The sequence below is a fragment of the Streptomyces sp. NPDC052052 genome (assembly GCF_040680455.1).
Taxonomy (GTDB): Bacteria; Actinomycetota; Actinomycetes; order Streptomycetales; family Streptomycetaceae; genus Streptomyces.
Genome location: NZ_JBFAWU010000004.1, coordinates 315,497 through 335,280 on the forward strand (window position 1 = coordinate 315,497; position 19,784 = coordinate 335,280).

At 70.5% G+C, this 19,784-nt stretch carries 14 protein-coding genes; 12 read left to right on the forward strand and 2 right to left on the reverse strand.

Annotation, left to right across the window (positions count from 1 at the left end):
• The first annotated feature begins 151 nt into the window (after positions 1–151).
• The 3 genes from AB0L71_RS07255 to AB0L71_RS07265 all read left to right on the forward strand — a co-directional run bounded on the left by AB0L71_RS07255 (position 152) and on the right by AB0L71_RS07265 (position 3,953).
• Positions 152–2,641, forward strand: coding sequence for a Tox-REase-5 domain-containing protein (locus tag AB0L71_RS07255; protein WP_365239027.1), 2,490 nt, complete (start codon positions 152–154; stop codon positions 2,639–2,641).
• A gap of 74 nt (positions 2,642–2,715) precedes the next feature.
• Complete coding sequence (locus AB0L71_RS07260) at positions 2,716–3,438, forward strand: hypothetical protein (RefSeq protein ID WP_365239030.1); 723 nt, start codon at positions 2,716–2,718, stop codon at positions 3,436–3,438.
• The gene (locus AB0L71_RS07265) at positions 3,435–3,953 is read left to right on the forward strand and encodes a hypothetical protein (protein WP_365239033.1); all 519 of its coding nucleotides are present in this window, start codon (positions 3,435–3,437) and stop codon (positions 3,951–3,953) included. Before AB0L71_RS07260 ends, AB0L71_RS07265 begins: the two co-directional genes overlap by 4 nt.
• Positions 3,954–4,008: 55 nt before the next feature.
• Here the strand turns inward: AB0L71_RS07265 and AB0L71_RS07270 are convergent, their stop codons facing one another.
• A complete protein-coding gene (locus AB0L71_RS07270) occupies positions 4,009–5,148 on the reverse strand; it encodes a helix-turn-helix domain-containing protein (RefSeq protein ID WP_365239035.1) in 1,140 nt (379 codons plus the stop codon).
• 179 nt (positions 5,149–5,327) lie between these two features.
• On the opposite strand from AB0L71_RS07270, the gene AB0L71_RS07275 reads away from it, so the two are divergent.
• From AB0L71_RS07275 to AB0L71_RS07315, 9 genes are all read left to right on the forward strand, one after another.
• Positions 5,328–6,254: a proline dehydrogenase family protein gene (locus tag AB0L71_RS07275; protein ID WP_365239038.1), complete on the forward strand. Its 927-nt coding sequence runs from the start codon at positions 5,328–5,330 to the stop codon at positions 6,252–6,254.
• Positions 6,255–6,301: 47 nt separating this feature from the next.
• On the forward strand, positions 6,302–7,933 hold the full coding sequence (gene pruA / locus AB0L71_RS07280; RefSeq protein WP_365239041.1) for an L-glutamate gamma-semialdehyde dehydrogenase: 1,632 nt from the start codon (positions 6,302–6,304) through the stop codon (positions 7,931–7,933).
• Between the two features lie 551 nt (positions 7,934–8,484).
• A complete protein-coding gene (locus tag AB0L71_RS07285; RefSeq protein ID WP_365239043.1) occupies positions 8,485–8,613 on the forward strand; it encodes a hypothetical protein in 129 nt (42 codons plus the stop codon).
• A gap of 195 nt (positions 8,614–8,808) precedes the next feature.
• Positions 8,809–9,849: a 3-isopropylmalate dehydrogenase gene (locus tag AB0L71_RS07290; protein ID WP_365239046.1), complete on the forward strand. Its 1,041-nt coding sequence runs from the start codon at positions 8,809–8,811 to the stop codon at positions 9,847–9,849.
• Positions 9,850–10,085: 236 nt separating this feature from the next.
• Positions 10,086–11,174, forward strand: a complete 1,089-nt coding sequence (locus tag AB0L71_RS07295) for a branched-chain amino acid aminotransferase (RefSeq protein ID WP_365239049.1) — start codon at positions 10,086–10,088, stop codon at positions 11,172–11,174.
• 134 nt (positions 11,175–11,308) lie between these two features.
• A complete protein-coding gene (locus AB0L71_RS07300; protein WP_365239052.1) occupies positions 11,309–12,643 on the forward strand; it encodes an MFS transporter in 1,335 nt (444 codons plus the stop codon).
• A 278-nt stretch (positions 12,644–12,921) separates the two neighbouring features.
• Positions 12,922–14,529, forward strand: coding sequence for a citramalate synthase (gene cimA / locus AB0L71_RS07305; RefSeq protein WP_365239054.1), 1,608 nt, complete (start codon positions 12,922–12,924; stop codon positions 14,527–14,529).
• A gap of 96 nt (positions 14,530–14,625) precedes the next feature.
• Entirely contained in the window at positions 14,626–15,984 is a 1,359-nt protein-coding gene (locus AB0L71_RS07310; protein WP_365239056.1) for a hypothetical protein, read from the forward strand.
• Between the two features lie 218 nt (positions 15,985–16,202).
• The gene (locus AB0L71_RS07315; RefSeq protein WP_365239121.1) at positions 16,203–18,881 is read left to right on the forward strand and encodes a SpoIIE family protein phosphatase; all 2,679 of its coding nucleotides are present in this window, start codon (positions 16,203–16,205) and stop codon (positions 18,879–18,881) included.
• Positions 18,882–19,046: 165 nt separating this feature from the next.
• Here the strand turns inward: AB0L71_RS07315 and AB0L71_RS07320 are convergent, their stop codons facing one another.
• On the reverse strand, positions 19,047–19,670 hold the full coding sequence (locus tag AB0L71_RS07320; RefSeq protein ID WP_365239059.1) for a YceI family protein: 624 nt from the start codon (positions 19,668–19,670) through the stop codon (positions 19,047–19,049).
• Positions 19,671–19,784: the final 114 nt, after the last annotated feature.

Here is a 19,784-nt window from a genome sequence, read left to right on the forward strand (position 1 = left end):
GTCCGGCCTGGCTCGGGAAACGTGGTGACGATACGTCAGGGCCGCCCTGTAGGACCTGGATTGGGCCCTGAGACCCATGACGCGGGAGATGCCCCGCCCCTAGGTTGAGTGCCTGTCATGTCACGTACTGGCACCGGGGGGCGGGGCACGTATGTCTGCGATCGGTGGCATACCGGTTCCAGGGGGACCGGCTCCCTTCAGCGCGGAGCGACGCCGGCTGCCGCGGCCGCTCAACACGGTGCGGGTGCTGCTGCTCGTGCTGTTCGGCGCGACACTCCTGGGCGCGCTCGGTCTGACGGGATCGGCCTTCGCGGTGGACGCGATGGGTGCCCGGGTCCTCGGCATCCTGCTGTACGCCTCCGCGCCGGGAGTCCTCGGCCTGCTGTTGGCGCGACATGTGCAGACGGGTGGCACACGGCTCTGGTGGGGCCTGATCGCCGTCCAGGTGTGGCTGGTCCTCGGCGGCGTGGCCAACATCGGGGACGGATCGGCGCACGGCTTCACCCAGGTGCTCCTGCCGGTATGGATCCTGGTCCTGCTCACCCGGCCGCAGAGCCGTGCGTGGTTCCTGCTGCCACCGGTCGAGCGGGGTGGGAAACCCGAGGGGGAACGGGCCGGCCCGCGCAGGTTCTCGCTCCCGCACATGATCACCTGGCGGCGGGACCGGGGCCAGACCGCCCTGGAGTACCTGGGCCTCGTGCTGATCGTCGTCGCGCTGATCGCGGCCATGGTGCTGACCGGTCTCGGAGGCCGGATCACCGCGGAACTCCACTCGGCGGTCTGCTCACTGAGCGGCTACTCGTGCCCGGCGTCCGGTGACGGCTCGGACAGCGTCGAGGCGGGCGACGGACCGGCCGGCGGCGCCGCGAACGGAGGGGCCGACGAGGGAAGCACCGGTGATGCGGCTGGAGGCTCGACGGTCACGGGCGGTGCCGGCTCGGCGGGCGGCACCGACGGCGACGGCACCGACGGCGACGGCACCGACGGCGGCCCGAACGCGAGCGGTGGCGACGGGACCGGCGGCAACGGGACCGCGAGCGGAGGGAACGCCACCGAGGGGTCGTCCGACGGCACGGGTACCGACGGCACGGGTACCGGCGGTGGCACCGGGGCCCCCGACGGCAGCCGCCCGGGCAGCGGCGTGGACACCTACCCCGAGGACAGCCAGGAGCCCGAGGCCGCCTACGACACCCCCATGCCCGACGCGGACGACCAGGGCGACGACGGCGCGAAGGCCGACGAGGAGGACTGCAGCGGCTGGGGCTTCTTCGGCTGCGCCTGGGACCGCACGACCCAGGTCGTCAAGGGTCTCGCCGTCGACGGGGTCTGGGGTGACATCACCGGGATCATCGACCTGTTCAAGCCGGAGACGTGGTCCGGCATCGCCGAATACGGCAAGCAGCTCGGCAGCCAGTGGATGCAGGACTCCGAGAGCGCCCGGGACAAGTGGGGCGACGGCGACTACCTGGGTGCCGTGTGGGACTGGGGCAAGGCGTCGGTCAACACCGTCGTGAAGGTGGGCGACGACATCTTCGTCGGCGACGAGGTCCGCGACCGCTGGAACAACGGCGAGAAGACCCGGGCCGTCACCGATGTCATCTGGAACGTCGGTTCCTTCTTCATCCCCGGCTACGACGTGGCGAAGGTCGTCGGCAAGGTCGGCAAACTCGGCAAGCTGGGCAAGATCGCCGAGAAGGTGGCGAAGGCCGCCGACGACGCCGGAAGCGCGGCCCGCCGCGCGCGCAAGGCCGCCGAACTCGGAGACCTCGACGGCGTCCGCAAGGCCGCCAAGGAGGCCGACGAAGCCGCCGACGCGGCGGAGGACGCGGCGCGCCGGACCGGCTGTGTCATCGCGTCCGGACCGCTCCTGGTGCGTCACGGCGGCACAACCGCGGGAGTCGGCGGCTCCGGCACCGGGGTGCTCGCCGCCGGTTCCGTCGGCCGGGTCGTGCTCGCGGACGGCGGGTGCGACGAGGCGGCCAAGGCCGAGGCCGCGGAGGCGCGTGCCCAGGAACGGGCGGCCCACCTGGAGCAGAAGCGGCTGGAGGAGCCCGAGCGCGCCCGCAAGGCCGAGCTGGAGAAGAAGCAGTACCCCGAGCCGCAGCGCAACGACACCTCCGACCCGCGCAACTACAACCCGCCGTCCTGGGCCAAGGACCTCAAGGACCACACGCTCGGCGACGCGGACCTGGGCGACGGCTACTGGGCGAGCCGCGACCGCAACCCCGCACCCAACTGGAAGAACGAGTCCTGGCTGCGCTACCAGGAGCAGATCACCGGCACCAACCGGGGCCAGGAGTACGTCGTACCGCACCCCACGGAAGGCAAGCCGGCCGTGGAGTACGACGGCTGGGACTCCGGGAGGCAGACCTTCCTGGAGGCCAAGAACGGCTACCGCAGCTATCTCTCCCAGACCGAACAGGGCGCGCTGACCAAGTCCGGCAAGGACAAGTTCGTCACCGAGGCCAAGGCCCAGGTGGAGGCGGCCGGCGGCAGGCCCGTGGAGTGGCACTTCTCCGACCCGGACGTGGCGAAGGCGGCCCGCAAGGCGTTCCGCGACGAGAACCTGCCGATCAAGGTGATCTACACCAAGCCGAAGCCCAACGACAGTGTCAGGAAACCGGGCGCCTTCGACGAGTAGCGTGCACCCCACAGTTGCCCGGCGGTGTGCGGGCCACGCAGGCCCGACGGACAAAGCTCGACGGAGGAAAGTGCATGCGACGTGTGGTGCGGGCCTTCTGGGGCCCCCGGCCTGAGCCGGTCGAAGCGCTCGCCGGACGCTGGAAGCGGACGCTGGACGGTCTCACGGCACTGCTCCCCGAGGCGACGGCACCGGGCGGCGCGGCCGGAGCGGACACCTGGCAGCAGGTCCACCGCTCGGACCCGGAGACCGGCCTGCCGGCGGACGAGGGCGCACTGCTCGGCGCCCTGCGCGCAGCACAGGCGGCCGAGGACTGGTCCGACCGCACGGGCACCGCGCTGCGGCTGACCCGCACCGGCGCGCCCGGCTGGCAGGCCGAGATCAGCGGAACGGCGGGAGGGGTGCCGGAGTTCCTGCTCCAGTCGCTCGTCGTGACCCTCCACGCGCCGGACGGCGCCGAGGTCCCGGAGGCCGGGCTCCTCGCCGTCCTCGCCCGGGTGTGGGAGCCGGACTTCGGTGACATGAGTGACGACGACGTGCTCGACGCGCTGGAGGACGAGGCCGGATTCGCGCTCGGCGATCCCCTCGTGGGCCGGGTCGGATACCTCTCGCCGCGCCGCGCGGCCCTCGTCCCCGACAGCCTGAAGGCGGCCCGGGAGGAACTGCCGGGCGGAGGCGTGCTCCTGCGCATCGCGGACCCCGGCGCCGTCGCCGAGGCGGTGACGGCCTACGAGCAGCTCCGCGACGCCGGGGCGCTCGAACCGCTGCCCCGCCCGATGGACCGGGCCGTCCTGTGAGCTCCCGCGCGGGGGAGACCTTCACCACCGCCCGCGCCCTGGCCGACATCGACGGACTGCTCGGGTCGCCCCTGCCGACGAGCGGGCCCACCGCGGCCGAGGGCGATCCCGGGACGGGGGAGTGGACCGCGACCCGCGGCGAGGGGTTCCGCGTCATCCCGCTCTGGGAGGGGGAGCCGCTGACCGGCGTGTACGCCCCCGAGTGGAACGACGCCGAGGAGGCGGCAGAGGCCCATCTCGCCGCCCTCGTCGGGGAACTGGACCACCGATGGGGCCCGCACCGCGCGGTGCCCCTCCACGTGCCGCTGCTCCGCAGGCAGGAGCGGGTTCCCGTCGAGCCGCTGTTCGACGCGCTGCTCGACCAGGATCTCTACGGGGACCTGGCCGTATGGGGCCCGGTGGGGGATACGGACCGCTGGGTCGGCGTGAGTGTCGGGCACAGCGACGGCGATGCCCCGCTGGTGCTGGCGGCGCTTGTCAGCGGCCGGCCGGTGACCGTCCCGGACGGCCCCTGAGCCGGGCTTCCCGTGCGGGCCGGACTGCCCCGCGCCCCGGCACCGGCGCCCGGGATCAGAGCCGGGTGCCCTTGAGCGCCATGTGCAGCAGCAGCCGGTCCTCGCCGTCGTTGAGGTCGAGGCCGGTGAGCTGCTGGACCCGGGAGAGCCGGTAGTAGAGCGTCTGGCGGTGGATGCCGAGTGCGGTGGCCGTCCGGGATGCCTGGCCGGCGCAGTCGAGGAACACCTCGGCGGTGCGGGCCAGATCCTTGTGCGACGGGGCCAGCAGGGCCCTCACCGCGGGGTCCTCCGCCGCGTTCGGGGGGAGTGCGGCCAGCATCCGGTACGGCCCGATCGCCGACCACTCGGTGACCGGACCGAACCGGGGCTCGGCCGCCGCGGCCCGGGCCGCGGCCGACGCCTCGTGCCACGCCCCGGCCAGGTCCGCCAGGCCCCGACGCGGCGCCGCGACCCCGGCCGTGGCGTCCGGGCCCGCGGTGGCACGCAGCCGGGTCGCCGCACCGAGCGCCGGGTCGAGGGCATCGGTGGAACGCAGCCGGACCAGCGACGCCAGCGAGGGGCCTGAGCCCCCCGGGGCCGGGACCGAGGCCAGGGCCGCTGCCGCCGGCACCGCACGGGCCGACGGCAGATCGCCGGTCCACGGCGTCACGCACACCACCGTGTGCAGGCCCTCCGCGTCCCTGCCCAGCACCTCGTGCAGCGCGGCCACCGCCATGTCGCGCTGCCAGCCCCGCCCGGCGGTGAGCGCCGCACCGAACTCCCGGGAGAGATCCGTGCCGGCCCGTGCCTCGTCGAAGAGCAGTCCGCCGATCCGTGCCGCCACCTCCATGGCCGCCGTGAGCTGCGCGTCGGTCGGCCCGGGGTCGGCGTCGAGCAGCCAGACGTAACCGAGCACGACACCCCGATGGCGTACCGGCAGACAGATGCGGTCGCGGATGACTCCGACCTCCGGCGCGGCCGGTATGCGGACCGGGCCGGTGGCGCGGGTGATGCCGAAGCCCTCGAACCAGGCACGGACCGCGGGGGTGGAACGCCTGGTCAGGATCGAGCGGGTGCGGACCGGGTCCATCGCCGTGTCGTCGTCGCTGTCGTGGGCGCCGAAGGCGATCAGGCCGAAATCCCGGTTCTCCAGCGTCGCGAGGGCTCCGAGCAGTCCGGAGATCTCGTCGACCAGCTCCTGGTAGTCACCCTTCATCCGGCCATTCTCGCATCCTTTCAGACATATGTCTGAGATCCCGGGAGCGGATGCGTGACAGCTGTCGATGGCACAGCGACGGGGAGATCCTTAGATTTCACGGTGGTTCTCCGTGCTGTACCGAACTTCCCTTTTCCGCCGGTGCAGCCTTCGTTCGTCACTTTCCGTGGAGGTGCCCCGTGCTGGGTCCCGTGATTCTCGCCGCGTCCCGCAGCGACAAGATGCGCCGTTTCGTCTCGGCCGCACCTGGCACCAAGCAGGTCGTCGACCGGTTCATCGCCGGTGAGACCGTCGACCAGGTCGTCCCGATCATCAAGGACGCCGCCGACAAGGGTCTCGAAGTGACCCTCGACGTGGTGGGCGAGGACATCACCACCCCCGAGCAGGCCGCCGCCGCCCGCGACGCCTACCTGGAGCTCATCGAGCGCCTCAAGGACCTGGGCCTGGGCACCAAGGCCGAGATGTCCGTCAAGCTCTCCATGTTCGGCCAGTCCCTGGAGGGCGGCCACGACCTGGCGTACGCCAACGTCCGCCCGGTCGTCGAGGCCGCCGCCGCGATCGGCACCACGGTCACGCTGGACGCCGAGGACCACACCACTCTCGACTCGATGTTCGCCATCCACGAGGAACTGCGGAAGGACTTCCCGCAGACCGGCTGCGTGATCCAGGCGTACCTGTTCCGCACCGAGGAGGACGCCCGCCGCCTGGCCGCCGCCGGCAGCCGCGTCCGCATCGTGAAGGGCGCCTACAAGGAGCCCGCCTCCGTCGCCTACCAGGACAAGGCCGAGATCGACAAGGCGTACGTCCGCATCCTGAAGACCCTGATGGAGGGCGAGGGCTACCCGATGATCGGGTCCCACGACCCGCGTCTGATCGCCATCGCCCAGGAGCTGGGCCGCAAGGCCGGGCGCAAACTGGATGAGTACGAATTCCAGATGCTGTACGGCATCCGCAGCGACGAGCACCTCCGGCTCGCTGCCGAGGGTCACCGGATGCGCGTCTACACGGCGTACGGCACCGACTGGTACGGCTACTTCATGCGCCGTCTCGCGGAGAAGCCGGCGAACCTGCTGTTCTTCGCCCGCTCCATCCTCACCAAGGGCTGACCTGCCCGGCTGACCCCCACCCCCCGACACAAGGAGACAAGGCACTCATGGACGCTGTCACTCAGGTCCCCGCGCCGGTCAACGAGCCGGTCCACTCCTACGCCCCGGGTTCCCCCGAGCGCGCCCGCCTGGAGGCGAAGCTCAAGGAGCTCGCCGAGAACCCGATCGACCTTCCGATGACCATCGGCGGGGAGAAGCGGATGGGTGGCGGCGAGCGCTTCGACGTCGTCCAGCCGCACAACCACAAGGCCGTCATCGGTACGTTCGCCGCCGCCACGCAGGCCGACGCCCAGGACGCGATCGACGCCGCACTGGCCGCCGCCCCGGCCTGGCGCGCGATGTCCTTCGACGACCGCGCCGCGATCATCCTGCGCGCCGCCGAGCTGCTGTCCGGCCCGTGGCGCGAGACGATGGCCGCGTCCACGATGCTCGGCCAGTCCAAGACCGCCCAGCAGGCCGAGATCGACACCCCCTGCGAGCTCGTCGACTTCTGGCGCTTCAACGTGCACTACGCGCGCCAGATCCTGGCCGAGCAGCCCCCGGCCAACTCGGCGGGTGTGTGGAACCGCATGGACCACCGTCCGCTGGAGGGCTTCGTCTACGCGATCACGCCGTTCAACTTCACGGCCATCGCGGGCAACCTGCCCACCGCCCCCGCTCTCATGGGCAACGTCGTGGTGTGGAAGCCGTCCCCGACGCAGACCCACTCCGCCGTGCTGCTGATGCAGCTCCTCGAAGAGGCCGGTCTGCCCAAGGGTGTCATCAACCTGGTGACCGGTGACGGCATCGCCGTCTCCGAGGTGGCGCTGAACCACCCCGACCTGGCCGGCATCCACTTCACCGGTTCCACCCCCACCTTCCAGCACCTGTGGAAGACGGTCGGCAACAACATCGCCAACTACCGCACCTACCCGCGGCTCGTCGGCGAGACCGGCGGCAAGGACTTCGTCGTCGCCCACCCGTCGGCCGACCAGGCCGTCCTGAAGACCGCGCTGACCCGTGGCTCCTTCGAGTACCAGGGCCAGAAGTGCTCGGCCTCCTCGCGTGCGTACGTCCCGGCCTCCATCTGGAACTCCGGTTTCAAGGAGAAGTTCGTGGCCGAGGTCGAGTCCATCACCGTGGGTGATGTCACCGACCTGTCGAACTTCATCGGTGCCGTCATCGACGAGCGCTCGTTCGCCAAGAACAAGGCCGCGATCGACCGCGCCCAGGCCGACCCGTCCTGCACGATCGTCGCGGGCGGCACGTACGACGACTCGGTGGGCTACTTCGTCCGCCCGACCGTCATCGAGTGCGACGACCCGGCGAACGAGGTCTTCACGACCGAGTACTTCGGCCCGATCCTCGCCGTGCACGTCTACGAGGACGACAAGTACGACGCGATGCTGGAGCAGATGGAGTCGGTCTCCGACTACGCGCTGACCGGTTCCGTCATCGCGAACGACCGCGCCGCGGCCGCGTACACGATGGAGAAGCTGCGGTACGCCGCGGGCAACTTCTACATCAACGACAAGTCGACCGGTGCCGTCGTCGGCCAGCAGCCCTTCGGTGGCGGCCGTGCCTCGGGTACGAACGACAAGGCCGGCGCCCCGCAGAACCTGCAGCGCTGGGTCCTGACCCGCGCCATCAAGGAGACGCTGGTCCCGCCGACCGAGTACACCTACCCCCACCAGGGCTGACGCCCAGGGGCGCCGCCCTGCCGGCGCCCCACCCCGATGTCCGCCTCCCGGCCGGTCCCCCTACCGGCCGGGAGGCGGTTTTTCTATGCGCTCCCTGCGCAGCGGCCGCTTCTTGCACAGGGGGCGCCACGTCGTCGGCAGGTGAGTCGGGGGCGTCGCGGAGTGGAGTGCCGGATATGACCGAGGTCACGGTCCGCGGACACGTGCCGTCCCAGACGCCGTGCCTGTCGTCCCACCCCCTCTGATCAGGCATGACGACGTGGTGTCCGGGCCGTGGTGGCGGAACCCGGAGCGGGCGCCCGTACACGTCCGTCTCAGATAGTAGGAAGTCCGAGTAATTGTGGAGACAGAACGGCCGGGCTGCCCTAACTTTGTAGAAGCCGAACGTCTCGCTCGATCAAGCGACTGGCGGTCGTGAGTACGCGCCCCGTGCAGGCAACCCCTGCGGCGCCCGCTCCCCGCCCCTTCCGGCGCCTCGAAATCCCGATCTCGACATCACCTTCACGTTCTTCGATCTCGAAATCCTCGCGATCTCAAGGAGTCGATCCACCATGACCGAGACGACTGTCCGCCGCGTCCGCCGCACCCACCGCCCGACCGAGTCGGAGCGCCGGAACGCCGCCGCCGCTCTGCAGCGCGCCCTCGACCGCAGGGACAACGGTGGCGCCACGGGCCACTGAGGCTGGTCACCCGACTGCGGCTCTCCGGGTCGTGCCCGGCCTGTCCGACCGTGGCTGATGTCGAAGTGGACGAAGCGCCTGCCCGGCTCGGTGAGTACGGCGGCCGTCGTCCGGGCCGGTGCGGGTACAGCGCCCCGCATGTCCGGATGGTGGACGTCATGTGTCACGGGATGGGACGCGCAGTAGGGTGCGAATATGTCTCGCAGCATCAATCTCGCAGTGATCCCTGGTGACGGTATCGGCCAGGAGGTCGTGGCTCAGGGCCTCAAGGTCCTCAACGCTGTTCTCCCGCAGGATGTGAAGCTGGAGACTCAGGAGTTCGACTTCGGCGCGAAGCGTTACCACGCGACCGGTGAGACCCTCACCGACGCGGACGTCCAGGCGCTCAAGCAGCACGACGCGATCCTGCTCGGTGCGATCGGTGACCCCTCCGTGCCGTCCGGCGTCCTGGAGCGGGGCTTCCTGCTGAAGCTCCGGTTCCTCTTCGACCACTACGTCAACCTGCGGCCGTCGAAGCTCCTCCCGGGTGTCGCCACGCCGCTCAAGGGCCAGCCGGAGATCGACTTCATCGTGGTCCGCGAGGGCACCGAGGGCCCGTACACCGGCAACGGCGGCTCGATCCGCACCGGTACCCCGCAGGAGGTCGCCACCGAGGTGTCGGTCAACACGGCCTTCGGTGTCGAGCGCGTCGTCCGTGACGCCTTCGCCCGCGCCCAGGCCCGCCCGCGCAAGAAGCTGACGCTGGTCCACAAGAACAACGTGCTGACCCATGCCGGGCACCTGTGGACCAACACCTTCAACAAGGTCGCGGCCGAGTTCCCGGACGTCGCCACCGACTATCTGCACGTGGACGCTGCGACGATCTTCCTCGTCACGCAGCCCGAGCGTTTCGACGTGATCGTCACCGACAACCTCTTCGGCGACATCATCACCGACCTCGCCGCGGCCGTCTCCGGCGGCATCGGCGTCGCCGCCTCGGGCAACATCAACCCGAGCGGCGAGTACCCCTCCATGTTCGAGCCGGTCCACGGCTCTGCCCCCGACATCGCGGGCCAGGGCAAGGCCGACCCGACCGCCACCGTCCTCTCCGTCGCCCTCCTGCTGCGTCACCTCGGCTACGACTCCGAGGCCACGCGCATCGAGGATGCCGTCTCCGCCGACCTCGCGGAGCGCGACGGCTCGACGCGTACGACCGAAGAAATCGGCGACGCGCTCGCGGTACGTGTAGCGAGCTGACCCGACGACTCCCTATCGAAGCCGCCGGGCGCAACAGCACCCGGCGGCTTCTCCTCTGCGGTCCCGGGTGCCACCATCGACCAATGGACCGCATTCGCGTCATTTCGTGCACGGTCACCCGGGAGAGATAATCGAACGGGGCCGTGGCCCGCGTTGAAGCCAGAACGTCCTCGTACGTACCTGACAGGAGCGGCGTGAGCGCGGTCCACCCCATACAACCGGTGAAGGACACGCACATGACGACGCCCACGATCGAGCTCAAGCCCACCTCGACTCCGCTGTCCGACGCGGAGCGCGAGGCGATCCTGGCCAAGCCGGGATTCGGCCGCTACTTCACCGACCACATGGTGACGATCCGGTGGACCGAGGGCCGCGGCTGGCACGACGGTCAGCTCGTTCCCTACGGCCCGCTGTCCCTCGACCCGGCGACCACCGTCCTGCACTACGCGCAGGAGATCTTCGAGGGACTCAAGGCCTACCGCAGCCCCGACGGCAGCGTCGCCACCTTCCGGCCCGAGGCGAACGCCAAGCGGTTCCAGGCCTCGGCGCGTCGGCTCGCCATGCCGGAGGTGCCTGTCGAGACCTTCATCGAGGCGTGCGACGTGCTGGTGCAGCAGGACAAGGCATGGGTTCCGGCGCACGGCGGTGAGGAATCGCTCTACCTGCGTCCGTTCATGATCGCGACCGAGGTCGGCCTCGGTGTGAAGCCCGCCAACGAGTATCTCTTCGTCGTCATCGCCTCGCCCGCCGGTGCCTACTTCGCCGGTGGCGTCAAGCCGGTCTCCATCTGGCTCTCCGAGGACCGCGTCCGCGCCGTGCCCGGCGGCATGGGTGACGCCAAGACCGGCGGCAACTACGCCGCGTCCCTCCTCGCCCAGGCGGAGGCCTCGGCGAAGGGCTGTGACCAGGTCGCCTACCTCGACGCGGTCGAGCACAAGTGGGTCGAGGAGCTCGGCGGGATGAACCTGTACTTCGTGTACGGGAACAAGATCGTCACGCCCACCCTGACCGGTTCCCTGCTCGCCGGCGTCACCCGTGACTCGCTGCTCACGGTCGCCCGCGACCTGGGGTACGAGTCCGAGGAGGGCCGCGTCTCCATCGACCAGTGGCGGGCCGACACCGAGAACGGCACCCTCACGGAGGTCTTCGCCTGCGGCACCGCCGCCGTCATCACGCCCGTCGGCACCGTCAAGCACGCGGGCGGCGAGTGGACCCAGGGCGAGGGAGCGCCCGGTGAAGTCACGCTGAAGCTGCGCGACCGCCTGCTGGACATCCAGCGCGGCGTCGCCGAGGACACCCACGGCTGGATGCACCCCCTCGGCTAGGCCGTTTCCCGCCCGTCCGCCCGCAGGACGTCGCACGGGCGGGGTCTGCCCGACGAGACCGTACGCACGTACGCGTGGTCGTGGCCCGTTGCGCCCTTGGTCCGTCGCCTGCTGTTCCGGCACGGTGACGGACCATGGGACGAGAGCAGTGGAAGAAGATCTGGGTCGGCTCCGCCGGCAACATGGTCGAGTGGTTCGACTGGTTCGTGTACGCGACCTTCGCGGTCTACTTCGCGGATTCGTTCTTCCCTGAAGGCAACGAGACCGCCAACCTCATGAACACCATGGGCATCTTCGCCGTCGGCTTCTTCATGAGACCGGTCGGTGGCTGGATGCTCGGCCGGATCGGTGACCGGCAAGGACGCAAGGCCGCACTCACCCTCACCGTCACCCTCATGTCAGCCTCCGCGGTCCTCATCGCCATCGCGCCGACGTACGACGTCGCGGGGTACGGCGGGGTCGCCGTCCTGCTGGTGGCCCGGCTGCTCCAGGGCCTCAGCGTCGGGGGCGAGTACGCCGCCAGTGCCACCTATCTGACCGAGGCGTCCGCGCCCCACCGGCGCGGCTTCGCCTCCAGCTTCCAGTACGTGTCCATGACCGCGGGACAGCTCATCGGCCTCGGTCTCCAGATCGTCCTGCAGCGCACCATGTCCGACGCGGCCCTGCACAGCTGGGGCTGGCGCATCCCGTTCCTCGTCGGCGCGCTCGGTGCCGGGATCGTCTTCCATCTGCGCCGCTCCATGCTGGAGACCGAGGTGTACGCGGAGTCCGGCGCCGCCGAACAGGAGGACCGCGGCACGCTGAAGGCGCTGTGGCAGCACAAGCGCGAGGCGTTCCTGGTGATGGCGCTGACCATGGGCGGGACCGTCGCGTACTACACGTACACGACCTATCTCACCAAGTTCCTCTCCCGGAGCGCCGGTATGGAGAAGTCCACCGCCTCGCTCGTCAGCTTCTGCGCCCTGTTCGTCTTCCTGTGCATCCAGCCGGCGGCCGGACTGCTCTCCGACCGGATCGGCCGCCGTCCGCTGCTGATCACTTTCGCCCTCGGCTCCACCTTCCTGACCGTGCCGATCATGACGATGCTCACGCACGCGGGCACCTTCTGGCCCGCGTTCGGCCTGGCGCTCCTCGCCCTGGTCGTCGTCACCGGATACACGTCGATCAACGCCTGTGTGAAGGCCGAGCTCTTCCCGACCCGTATCCGCGCCCTGGGCGTCGCTCTCCCGTACGCCCTCGCCAACGCGCTCTTCGGCGGCACCGCCGAATACGTGGCGCTCTGGTTCAAGAAGGCGGGCGTCGAGTCCGGCTTCTACTGGTACGTGGCGGGCTGCGCCGCGGTCTCCTTGATCGTCTACCTGACCATGCGCGAGACCCGCGACATCGACCTGGGCAGGGTCGGTGCGGACGGCCGGAGGGCCGGGCAGGCCCGGCCCTCCGGAGCGACGAGCATCACGCCCGCATCCTGAGACGGGCCATGGCACGGGGGTGGCCTTGTGCAAGACTGCCCCCGTGTCCTCGTTCGTCATGATTATTGGCAGCAGGCGCGCCGGTCCGCAGTGAGCGTCCCGTACCACCCCGTACGGCACAGTCACCGTGCTCCAGACCCGCGCGCAGACCTCTCGCACCGGCGAGAGGTTTTTTCGTTTTCCGGTCCCCACCTCGGCCGGGGCGAGGTACGCGGGATGATGGGGGCAAGTGGAGCCATTTCGCCCGGATCCACTCATCCGACAGGAGTCAGATCAGCATGACCACCAAGGCCAAGGCCAGCGACGACAGTTTCCATGTCTTCGACACCACACTGCGCGACGGGGCCCAGCGTGAAGGCATCAACCTGACGGTTGCGGACAAGCTGACCATCGCGCGGCACCTGGACAACTTCGGCGTGGGCTTCATCGAGGGTGGCTGGCCCGGCGCCAATCCCCGCGACACCGAGTTCTTCGCCCGTGCCCGGCAGGAGATCGAGTTCAAGAACGCCGAGCTGGTCGCCTTCGGCGCGACCCGCCGGGCCGGTGCCAAGGCGGCTGAGGACCCCCAGGTCAAGGCGCTGCTGGACTCCGGGGCCTCCGTGATCACGCTGGTCGCCAAGTCCCACGACCGTCATGTGGAGCTCGCGCTGCGCACGACGCTCGACGAGAACCTGGAGATGGTCCGCGACACCGTCTCCCATCTGCGCGAGCAGGGCCGCCGGGTCTTCGTGGACTGCGAGCACTTCTTCGACGGCTACCGCGCCAACCCGGAGTACGCCAAGGCCGTCGTCCGCGCCGCCGCCGAGGCCGGTGCCGACGTCGTGATCCTCTGCGACACCAACGGCGGCATGCTCCCCGCCCAGGTCCAGGACATCGTCTCCACCGTTCTCGCCGAGACCGGTGCCCGGCTCGGTATCCACGCCCAGGACGACACCGGCTGCGCCGTCGCCAACACCCTCGCCGCCGTCGACGCGGGCGCCACCCACGTCCAGTGCACCGCCAACGGCTACGGCGAGCGGGTCGGCAACGCCAACCTCTTCCCCGTCGTCGCCGCCCTGGAACTGAAGTACGGCAAGAAGGTCCTGCCCGAGGGCGCACTCGCCGACATGACCCGCACCTCGCACGCGATCGCCGAGGTCGTCAATCTGACGCCCTCCACGCACCAGCCCTATGTAGGTGTCTCCGCCTTCGCCCACAAGGCCGGACTGCACGCCTCCGCGATCAAGGTCGACCCGGACCTGTACCAGCACATCGACCCCGCCCTGGTCGGCAACACCATGCGGATGCTGGTCTCGGACATGGCGGGCCGCGCCTCCATCGAGCTCAAGAGCAAGGAGCTCGGCATCGACCTCGGCGGCAACCGCGAACTCGTCGGCCGGGTCGTCGAGCGCGTCAAGGAGCGCGAGCTCAAGGGCTACACGTACGAGGCCGCCGACGCCTCCTTCGAGCTGTTGCTGCGCGCCGAGGCCGAGGGCCGGGCCCGCCGCTACTTCCGCACCGAGTCCTGGCGCGCCATCGTCGAGGACCGCCCCGACGGCACGCACGCCAACGAAGCGACCGTGAAGCTCTGGGCCAAGGGCGAGCGCATCGTCGCCACCGCCGAGGGCAACGGCCCGGTCAACGCACTCGACCGGGCGCTGCGCGTCGCCCTGGAGCGGATCTACCCGCAGCTCGCCAAGCTGGAACTGGTCGACTACAAGGTCCGCATCCTCGAAGGCCGCACCGGCACCGAGTCCACCACCCGAGTCCTCATCACCACGGGGGACGGCAGCGGCGAGTGGGCGACGGTCGGCGTCGCGGAGAACGTCATCGCGGCGTCCTGGCAGGCGCTGGAGGACGCCTACACGTACGGGCTGCTGCGCGCCGGGATCGAGCCGACGGAGTAGCGCGGCCCGTCCTCGGTGGTCGGCCGGCCCGCGGATGCAAGGCCGGCCCTGGCGGGCGGCGGCGCGGAAGCCGCCCGCCAGGGGTAGCGTCGAGATATGCGGAACAGAATGTTCCTCATCGTGTCGGCCGTCGTCCTGCTGCTTCTACCGGCGGTCGTCCTCTTTTTGGCGCCGGCTGCGCCCGCTGCGCCTGCGGCAGTCCGCGCCTCGACCGTCGACGACGTCGCGCAGGCCCTGCGCAAGGACCCGGTGTACGTCGACCCTGCTGCCGCGGACCAGCTCCCGCCTGCGCAGGCTGCCGCCCTGACCAGGAAGATCAAGGACGCCGACAAGCCCGTGTTCGTGGCGGTGCTGCCGCGCACCCCGGCCTTCCCCGAGCAGGGCCTGCTGGCCACCCTGCGCTCGGACACCGGAATCACCGGCGTCTACGCCGTCCGCCTCGGAAACGGGTTCGCCGCGGGCGCCGACCCGCAGGTGATGTCCACCCGGGCGGTCCGGAACCTTACCGCCGCCGTGAAGACCCCCGGTGCGGACCCCGACGCCGTGACCCAGCTGAACCTCTTCGTCGACCGGGCCGTCGAGCAGGCCAGGGGCAGCGCGCCCGCCTCCTGGGACGGTTCCGCCGCCGGGGGATCGTCGTCCGTCGTCGGGCTGGTCACGGTCGGCGCGTTCCTGGTGCTGGGCGCCGGCACGGCCTGCGCACTCCTGCGGCGCAATCGGAAGCGCAGGGAGGCCGAGGAGCGGGCAGCGCTCAACCAACTGAGGGTCGTCGTGGACGAGGACATCACCGCCTATGGCGAGACCCTGGACCGGCTCGACTTCCACCCCGCCGAGCCGGGCGCGGACGACCACATGCGCGCCGACTACGAGCGGGCGCTCGACTCCTACGAGACCGCGAAATCCCGTATGGCCAGGGCCAGACACCCGTCCGAGGTGCGCGGGGTCACCCAGGCCCTGGAGGACGGGCGCTACGCACTGGCCGTCCTGGAGGCCCGTCGCACGGGCGGTGAACTGCCCGCCCGCCGCCCGCCGTGCTTCTTCGACCCGCGGCACGGCCCTGCGGTGACCGAGCTGCGTTGGTCCCCGTCCGGTGGCACGGCCCGCGAGGTCCCGGTCTGCGCGGCGGACGAGATCCGGCTGCGCGAGGGGGAGAAGCCGCTGAGTCGCACGGTCGACGCGGGGGAGGGCCGACGCCGCCCGTACTGGGAGGCGGGTCCCGCGTACGGCCCATGGGCGGGCGGCTACTTCGGCGGCGGACTGCTCCCCGGCCTGCTGGTCGGCACGCTGCTCGGCTCGGCACTGTCGAGCCCGGCATACGCGGCCGAGTACGGCGGAGGCGACTTCGGACCCGGTGGCGACGGAAGTGGCGGGGACTTCTCCGGTTCCGACTTCGATTCCTCCGGCTTCGACGGTGGGGGCTTCGGGGGCGGCGGCTTTGACGGAGGAGGGTTCTGAGCCACTGACCGGCGAACCTTCGGGCTCCCGCGATTCATGCTAGACCTGGAGTTATGTCTGGTATCGGCCGATTTCAGGCGCGGCTACGACGCTTCGCCCGGCGGCCACATCGGCGGGGTGGAGGACGCTCGGGCCCGGCGACTCCTGCACCACCCGGACAGAACGTGCCCCGTCGCTCCCCGGGCCGCGAACTGTTGTCCCTCTTCACGCTGCGCACCGTGGCCGGGCAGGTCTTCTGCTTCGTGCTCGCGCTGATCCTCCTGCTCATCGCGGGCGCCACCGTCGCCCTGGTGCTGCAAAGCCGCCAGGACAGCATGCGTGAAGCCCGACTGCGTACCTCGGGCGTGGCCGAGACCTTCGCCCACGCGCCGGGGATCGTGGCCGCGCTGGACAGCAAGGACCCCACCGCCGTCCTGCAAACGCGCGCGGAGCAGATCCGTCGGGAGACACAGGTCGATTACGTCATCGTGGCCGGCCCCCAGGGCACTCTGTACACCCACCCCCTCCACAAGCTGATCGGCACGCAGTCCACCGTCCCGTACAAGGAGGCGCTGAGCGGCAAGAGCGTCACCCGGACCGTCTCCGGCAGTCTGGGGATCTCCGTCAACTCGGTGACCCCCATCACCCGGCCCGACGGCTCGGTCGCCGGCGTGGTGTCCGTCGGTCTGACCGACCGGTCGGTCAGCAGCGTGGCGAACCGGTCCATTCCGCTCAGCATCGCCGTCGCGGTGGCTGCCGCCGCACTCACCACGGGCGGCGCGGCGCTGGTGAGCAGACGGCTGCGCCGCCAGACGCACGGTCTCGGGCCCGCAGAGATGACCCGCATGTACGAACACCACGACGCGGTCCTGCACGCGGTCCGCGAGGCCGTCCTCATCCTCGGGCCCGACCACCGGCTGATGATGGCCAACGACGAGGCCCGCAGGCTGCTCGCCCTCCCGCCGGAGGCCGAGGGCCGCGCGGTGACGGACCTCGGGCTCGCTCCCGAGGCCGCGGAGCTGCTCGCCTCCGGCCGTACCGTCACGGACGAGGTGCTGCGTGTCGGCAACCGCTTGCTGGCCGTCAACCTCCGGCCGACGGGCGAGCACGGCGGGCCGCCCGGCACCGTGGCCACGCTGCGCGACACCACCGAGCTCCGCAAGGTCACCGGCCGGGCCGAACTGGTCCACGAACGTCTGCTGCTCCTCTACGAGGCCGGCGCTCGGATCGGAACCACCCTCGACGTGACCCGGACGGCCCAGGAACTGGCGGATGTGGCGACGCCCGGGTTCGCCGACGTCACGACGGTCGACCTGGCCGACGGCACGGATCCGGAGAAGGATCCGGAGACGGTGGAGCAGCCGCACATGCACCGCACCGCGACCGCCACCGTGGACCCGTACCAAGCGCTGTATCCGCCCGGCTCGCTGGTCGGCCCCGTTCCCGACAGGACCGGGGTTCTGCGGGTGAACATCAGCGAGACCGGGATCGGCAGCGATCTGATGGCGCAGCTGGGCTGGCGGCATCGGGAGCTCAAGAAGGCGGCGGAGATCATCGGCTACGGATTTCACTCGGTGCTGTCCGTGCCGCTGCACGCACGGGGTGTCGTCCTCGGTCTGGTCAACTTCTGGCGCGGGCCCACTCCCCAGCCGTTCGACGACGACGACCAGTCCTTCGCCGAGGAGCTGGCGGCTCGGGCGGCCGTCAGTGTGGACAACGCCCGCCGCTACACGCGCGAGCACGAGCTGGCGGTGACGCTGCAACGGAGTCTGCTGCCCCGCGACCTGCCCGAGCAGAACGCCCTCGAACTCGCCCACCGCTATCTGCCGGCGCGGGCCGAGGTGGGCGGCGACTGGTTCGACGTGATCCCGCTGTCCGGTGCCCGGATCGCGCTGGTCGTCGGGGACGTGGTCGGCCACGGACTGCACGCCGCCGCCACCATGGGGCGGCTGCGCACCAGCATCCACAACTTCTCCGCGCTGGACTTCGCGCCCGACGAGCTCCTCGGGCATCTCGACGTGATGGTCAGCCGGATCGACGAGGACGAGGCGGTCGACGCGGCCGAAATCACCGGGGCGGCCTGTCTGTACCTGATCTACGACACGGTCTCCGGGAACTGTTCCGTGGCCCGCGCCGGCCATCTCGGGCCCCTGCTGGTCCTCCCGGACGGCGCCGTGGAGGTCCCCGACATCCCGGCCGGCCTGCCCCTCGGGGTCGGCGGCATGCCCTTCGAGGCGGCCGAGTTCCACGTACCCGAAGGGAGCCGTCTGGTTCTTTACACGGACGGCCTCGTCGAGCGTCGCGACCGGGACATCGGCACCGGCCTGGAGCTGCTGCGCGACACTCTCGCCGGTCGCGACCGGACGCCGGAGGAGACCTGCGACGACGTGCTCGACGTGATGCTGAACGGGCAGCCGATCGACGACGTCGTGCTCCTCGTGGCACGCACCCGCACCCTCGCCCCCGAACAGGTCGCGCACTGGGACGTGGACACTGACCCGGCGGCCGTCGCCGAGGTCCGCAAGAACGTCGCCCAGTGGCTCTCGGAACGCGGCCTGGACGAGGAGGCGTTCACCACCGAGCTGATTCTGAGCGAGCTGGTCACCAATGCGGTGCGCTACGGCGCCGGTCCGATCGAGGTCCGCCTGCTGTACGACCGCAACCTGATCTGCGAGGTGTCCGACACCAGCAACACCTCGCCGCATCTGCGCTACGCGGCGACGACGGACGAGGGCGGTCGCGGCCTGTTCCTCGTCGCGCAGTTCGCCGAGCGCTGGGGCACCCGCTACACCGATACGGGCAAGGTGATCTGGTCGGAGCAGACGGTCGGCGAGTCGGAGGGGAAGGAGGCGGACGAGGAGAACGAGGAGGACAAGGGGAACGCGGGGAACGAGGGGAACGAGGAGGAAGGCCAGTAGCCGCGGCGATGTGCCACTTCAGCAAGGAAGTCTGAGCGCGAGGGGCGCGGCCCGGTCGGACCCGGCCGTGCGCGGACCCCTGAACCGCCGAGCGCCCGCCTTCCGTCCCCGGCGGAGAGGAGGAAGGCGGGCGCGCTCAGGTCCCGGCCCGAGGCGGCGGGCACGTCAGGCCTGCGGTGCGGCGGCCTTGATCGCGGAGATGTCGAAGGTGAGCCGGACCTTGTCGCTGACCATCACACCGCCGGTCTCCAGCGCGGCGTTCCAGGTCAGGCCCCAGTCGGAGCGCAGGATGTCCGCGCTGCCCTCGAAGCCGACCCGCTCGTTGCCGTAGACGTCGGTGGCGGAGCCGTTGAACTCCAGGTCGATGGCGAGCGGGCGCGTGACGTCCTTGATGGTGAGGTCGCCGGTGATGCGGTACAGGTCGCCGCCGAGCTGCTCGGCCTGCGTGGAGCGGAAGGTCATGAGGGGGAACTTCTCGGCGTCGAAGAAGTCGCCGCTGAGCAGGTGGCCGTCGCGGTCGGCGATGCCCGTGCCGATGCTGGCGATCTTCACGTCGATCGTGGCGGTCGAGTTGGCGGGGGTGCTGCCGTCGAGCTTCAGGTGGCCCTCGTGCTCACGGAAGGCGCCGTGCACCTTGGTGACCATGGCGTGCCGCACGGTGAAGCCGATGCTGCTGTGCGCCGGGTCGATCGTGTAGTCGCCGGTGAGGGCGGCCAGGGCCGGGTCCACGGCGGGAGCGGCGGCGGGGGCGGACGGGGTGGTGTCGTTCTTGCGGCTGAACAGAGCCATGGCTCCTCCTCGGGACGTGACCGGATGGCGGTCGACGGTGTTGTTTAACCTTCAACGAGAATGACTGTAGCCCCGTCTTGTTAAAAGTTCAACTTCAGCGCGATGTGGAGACTC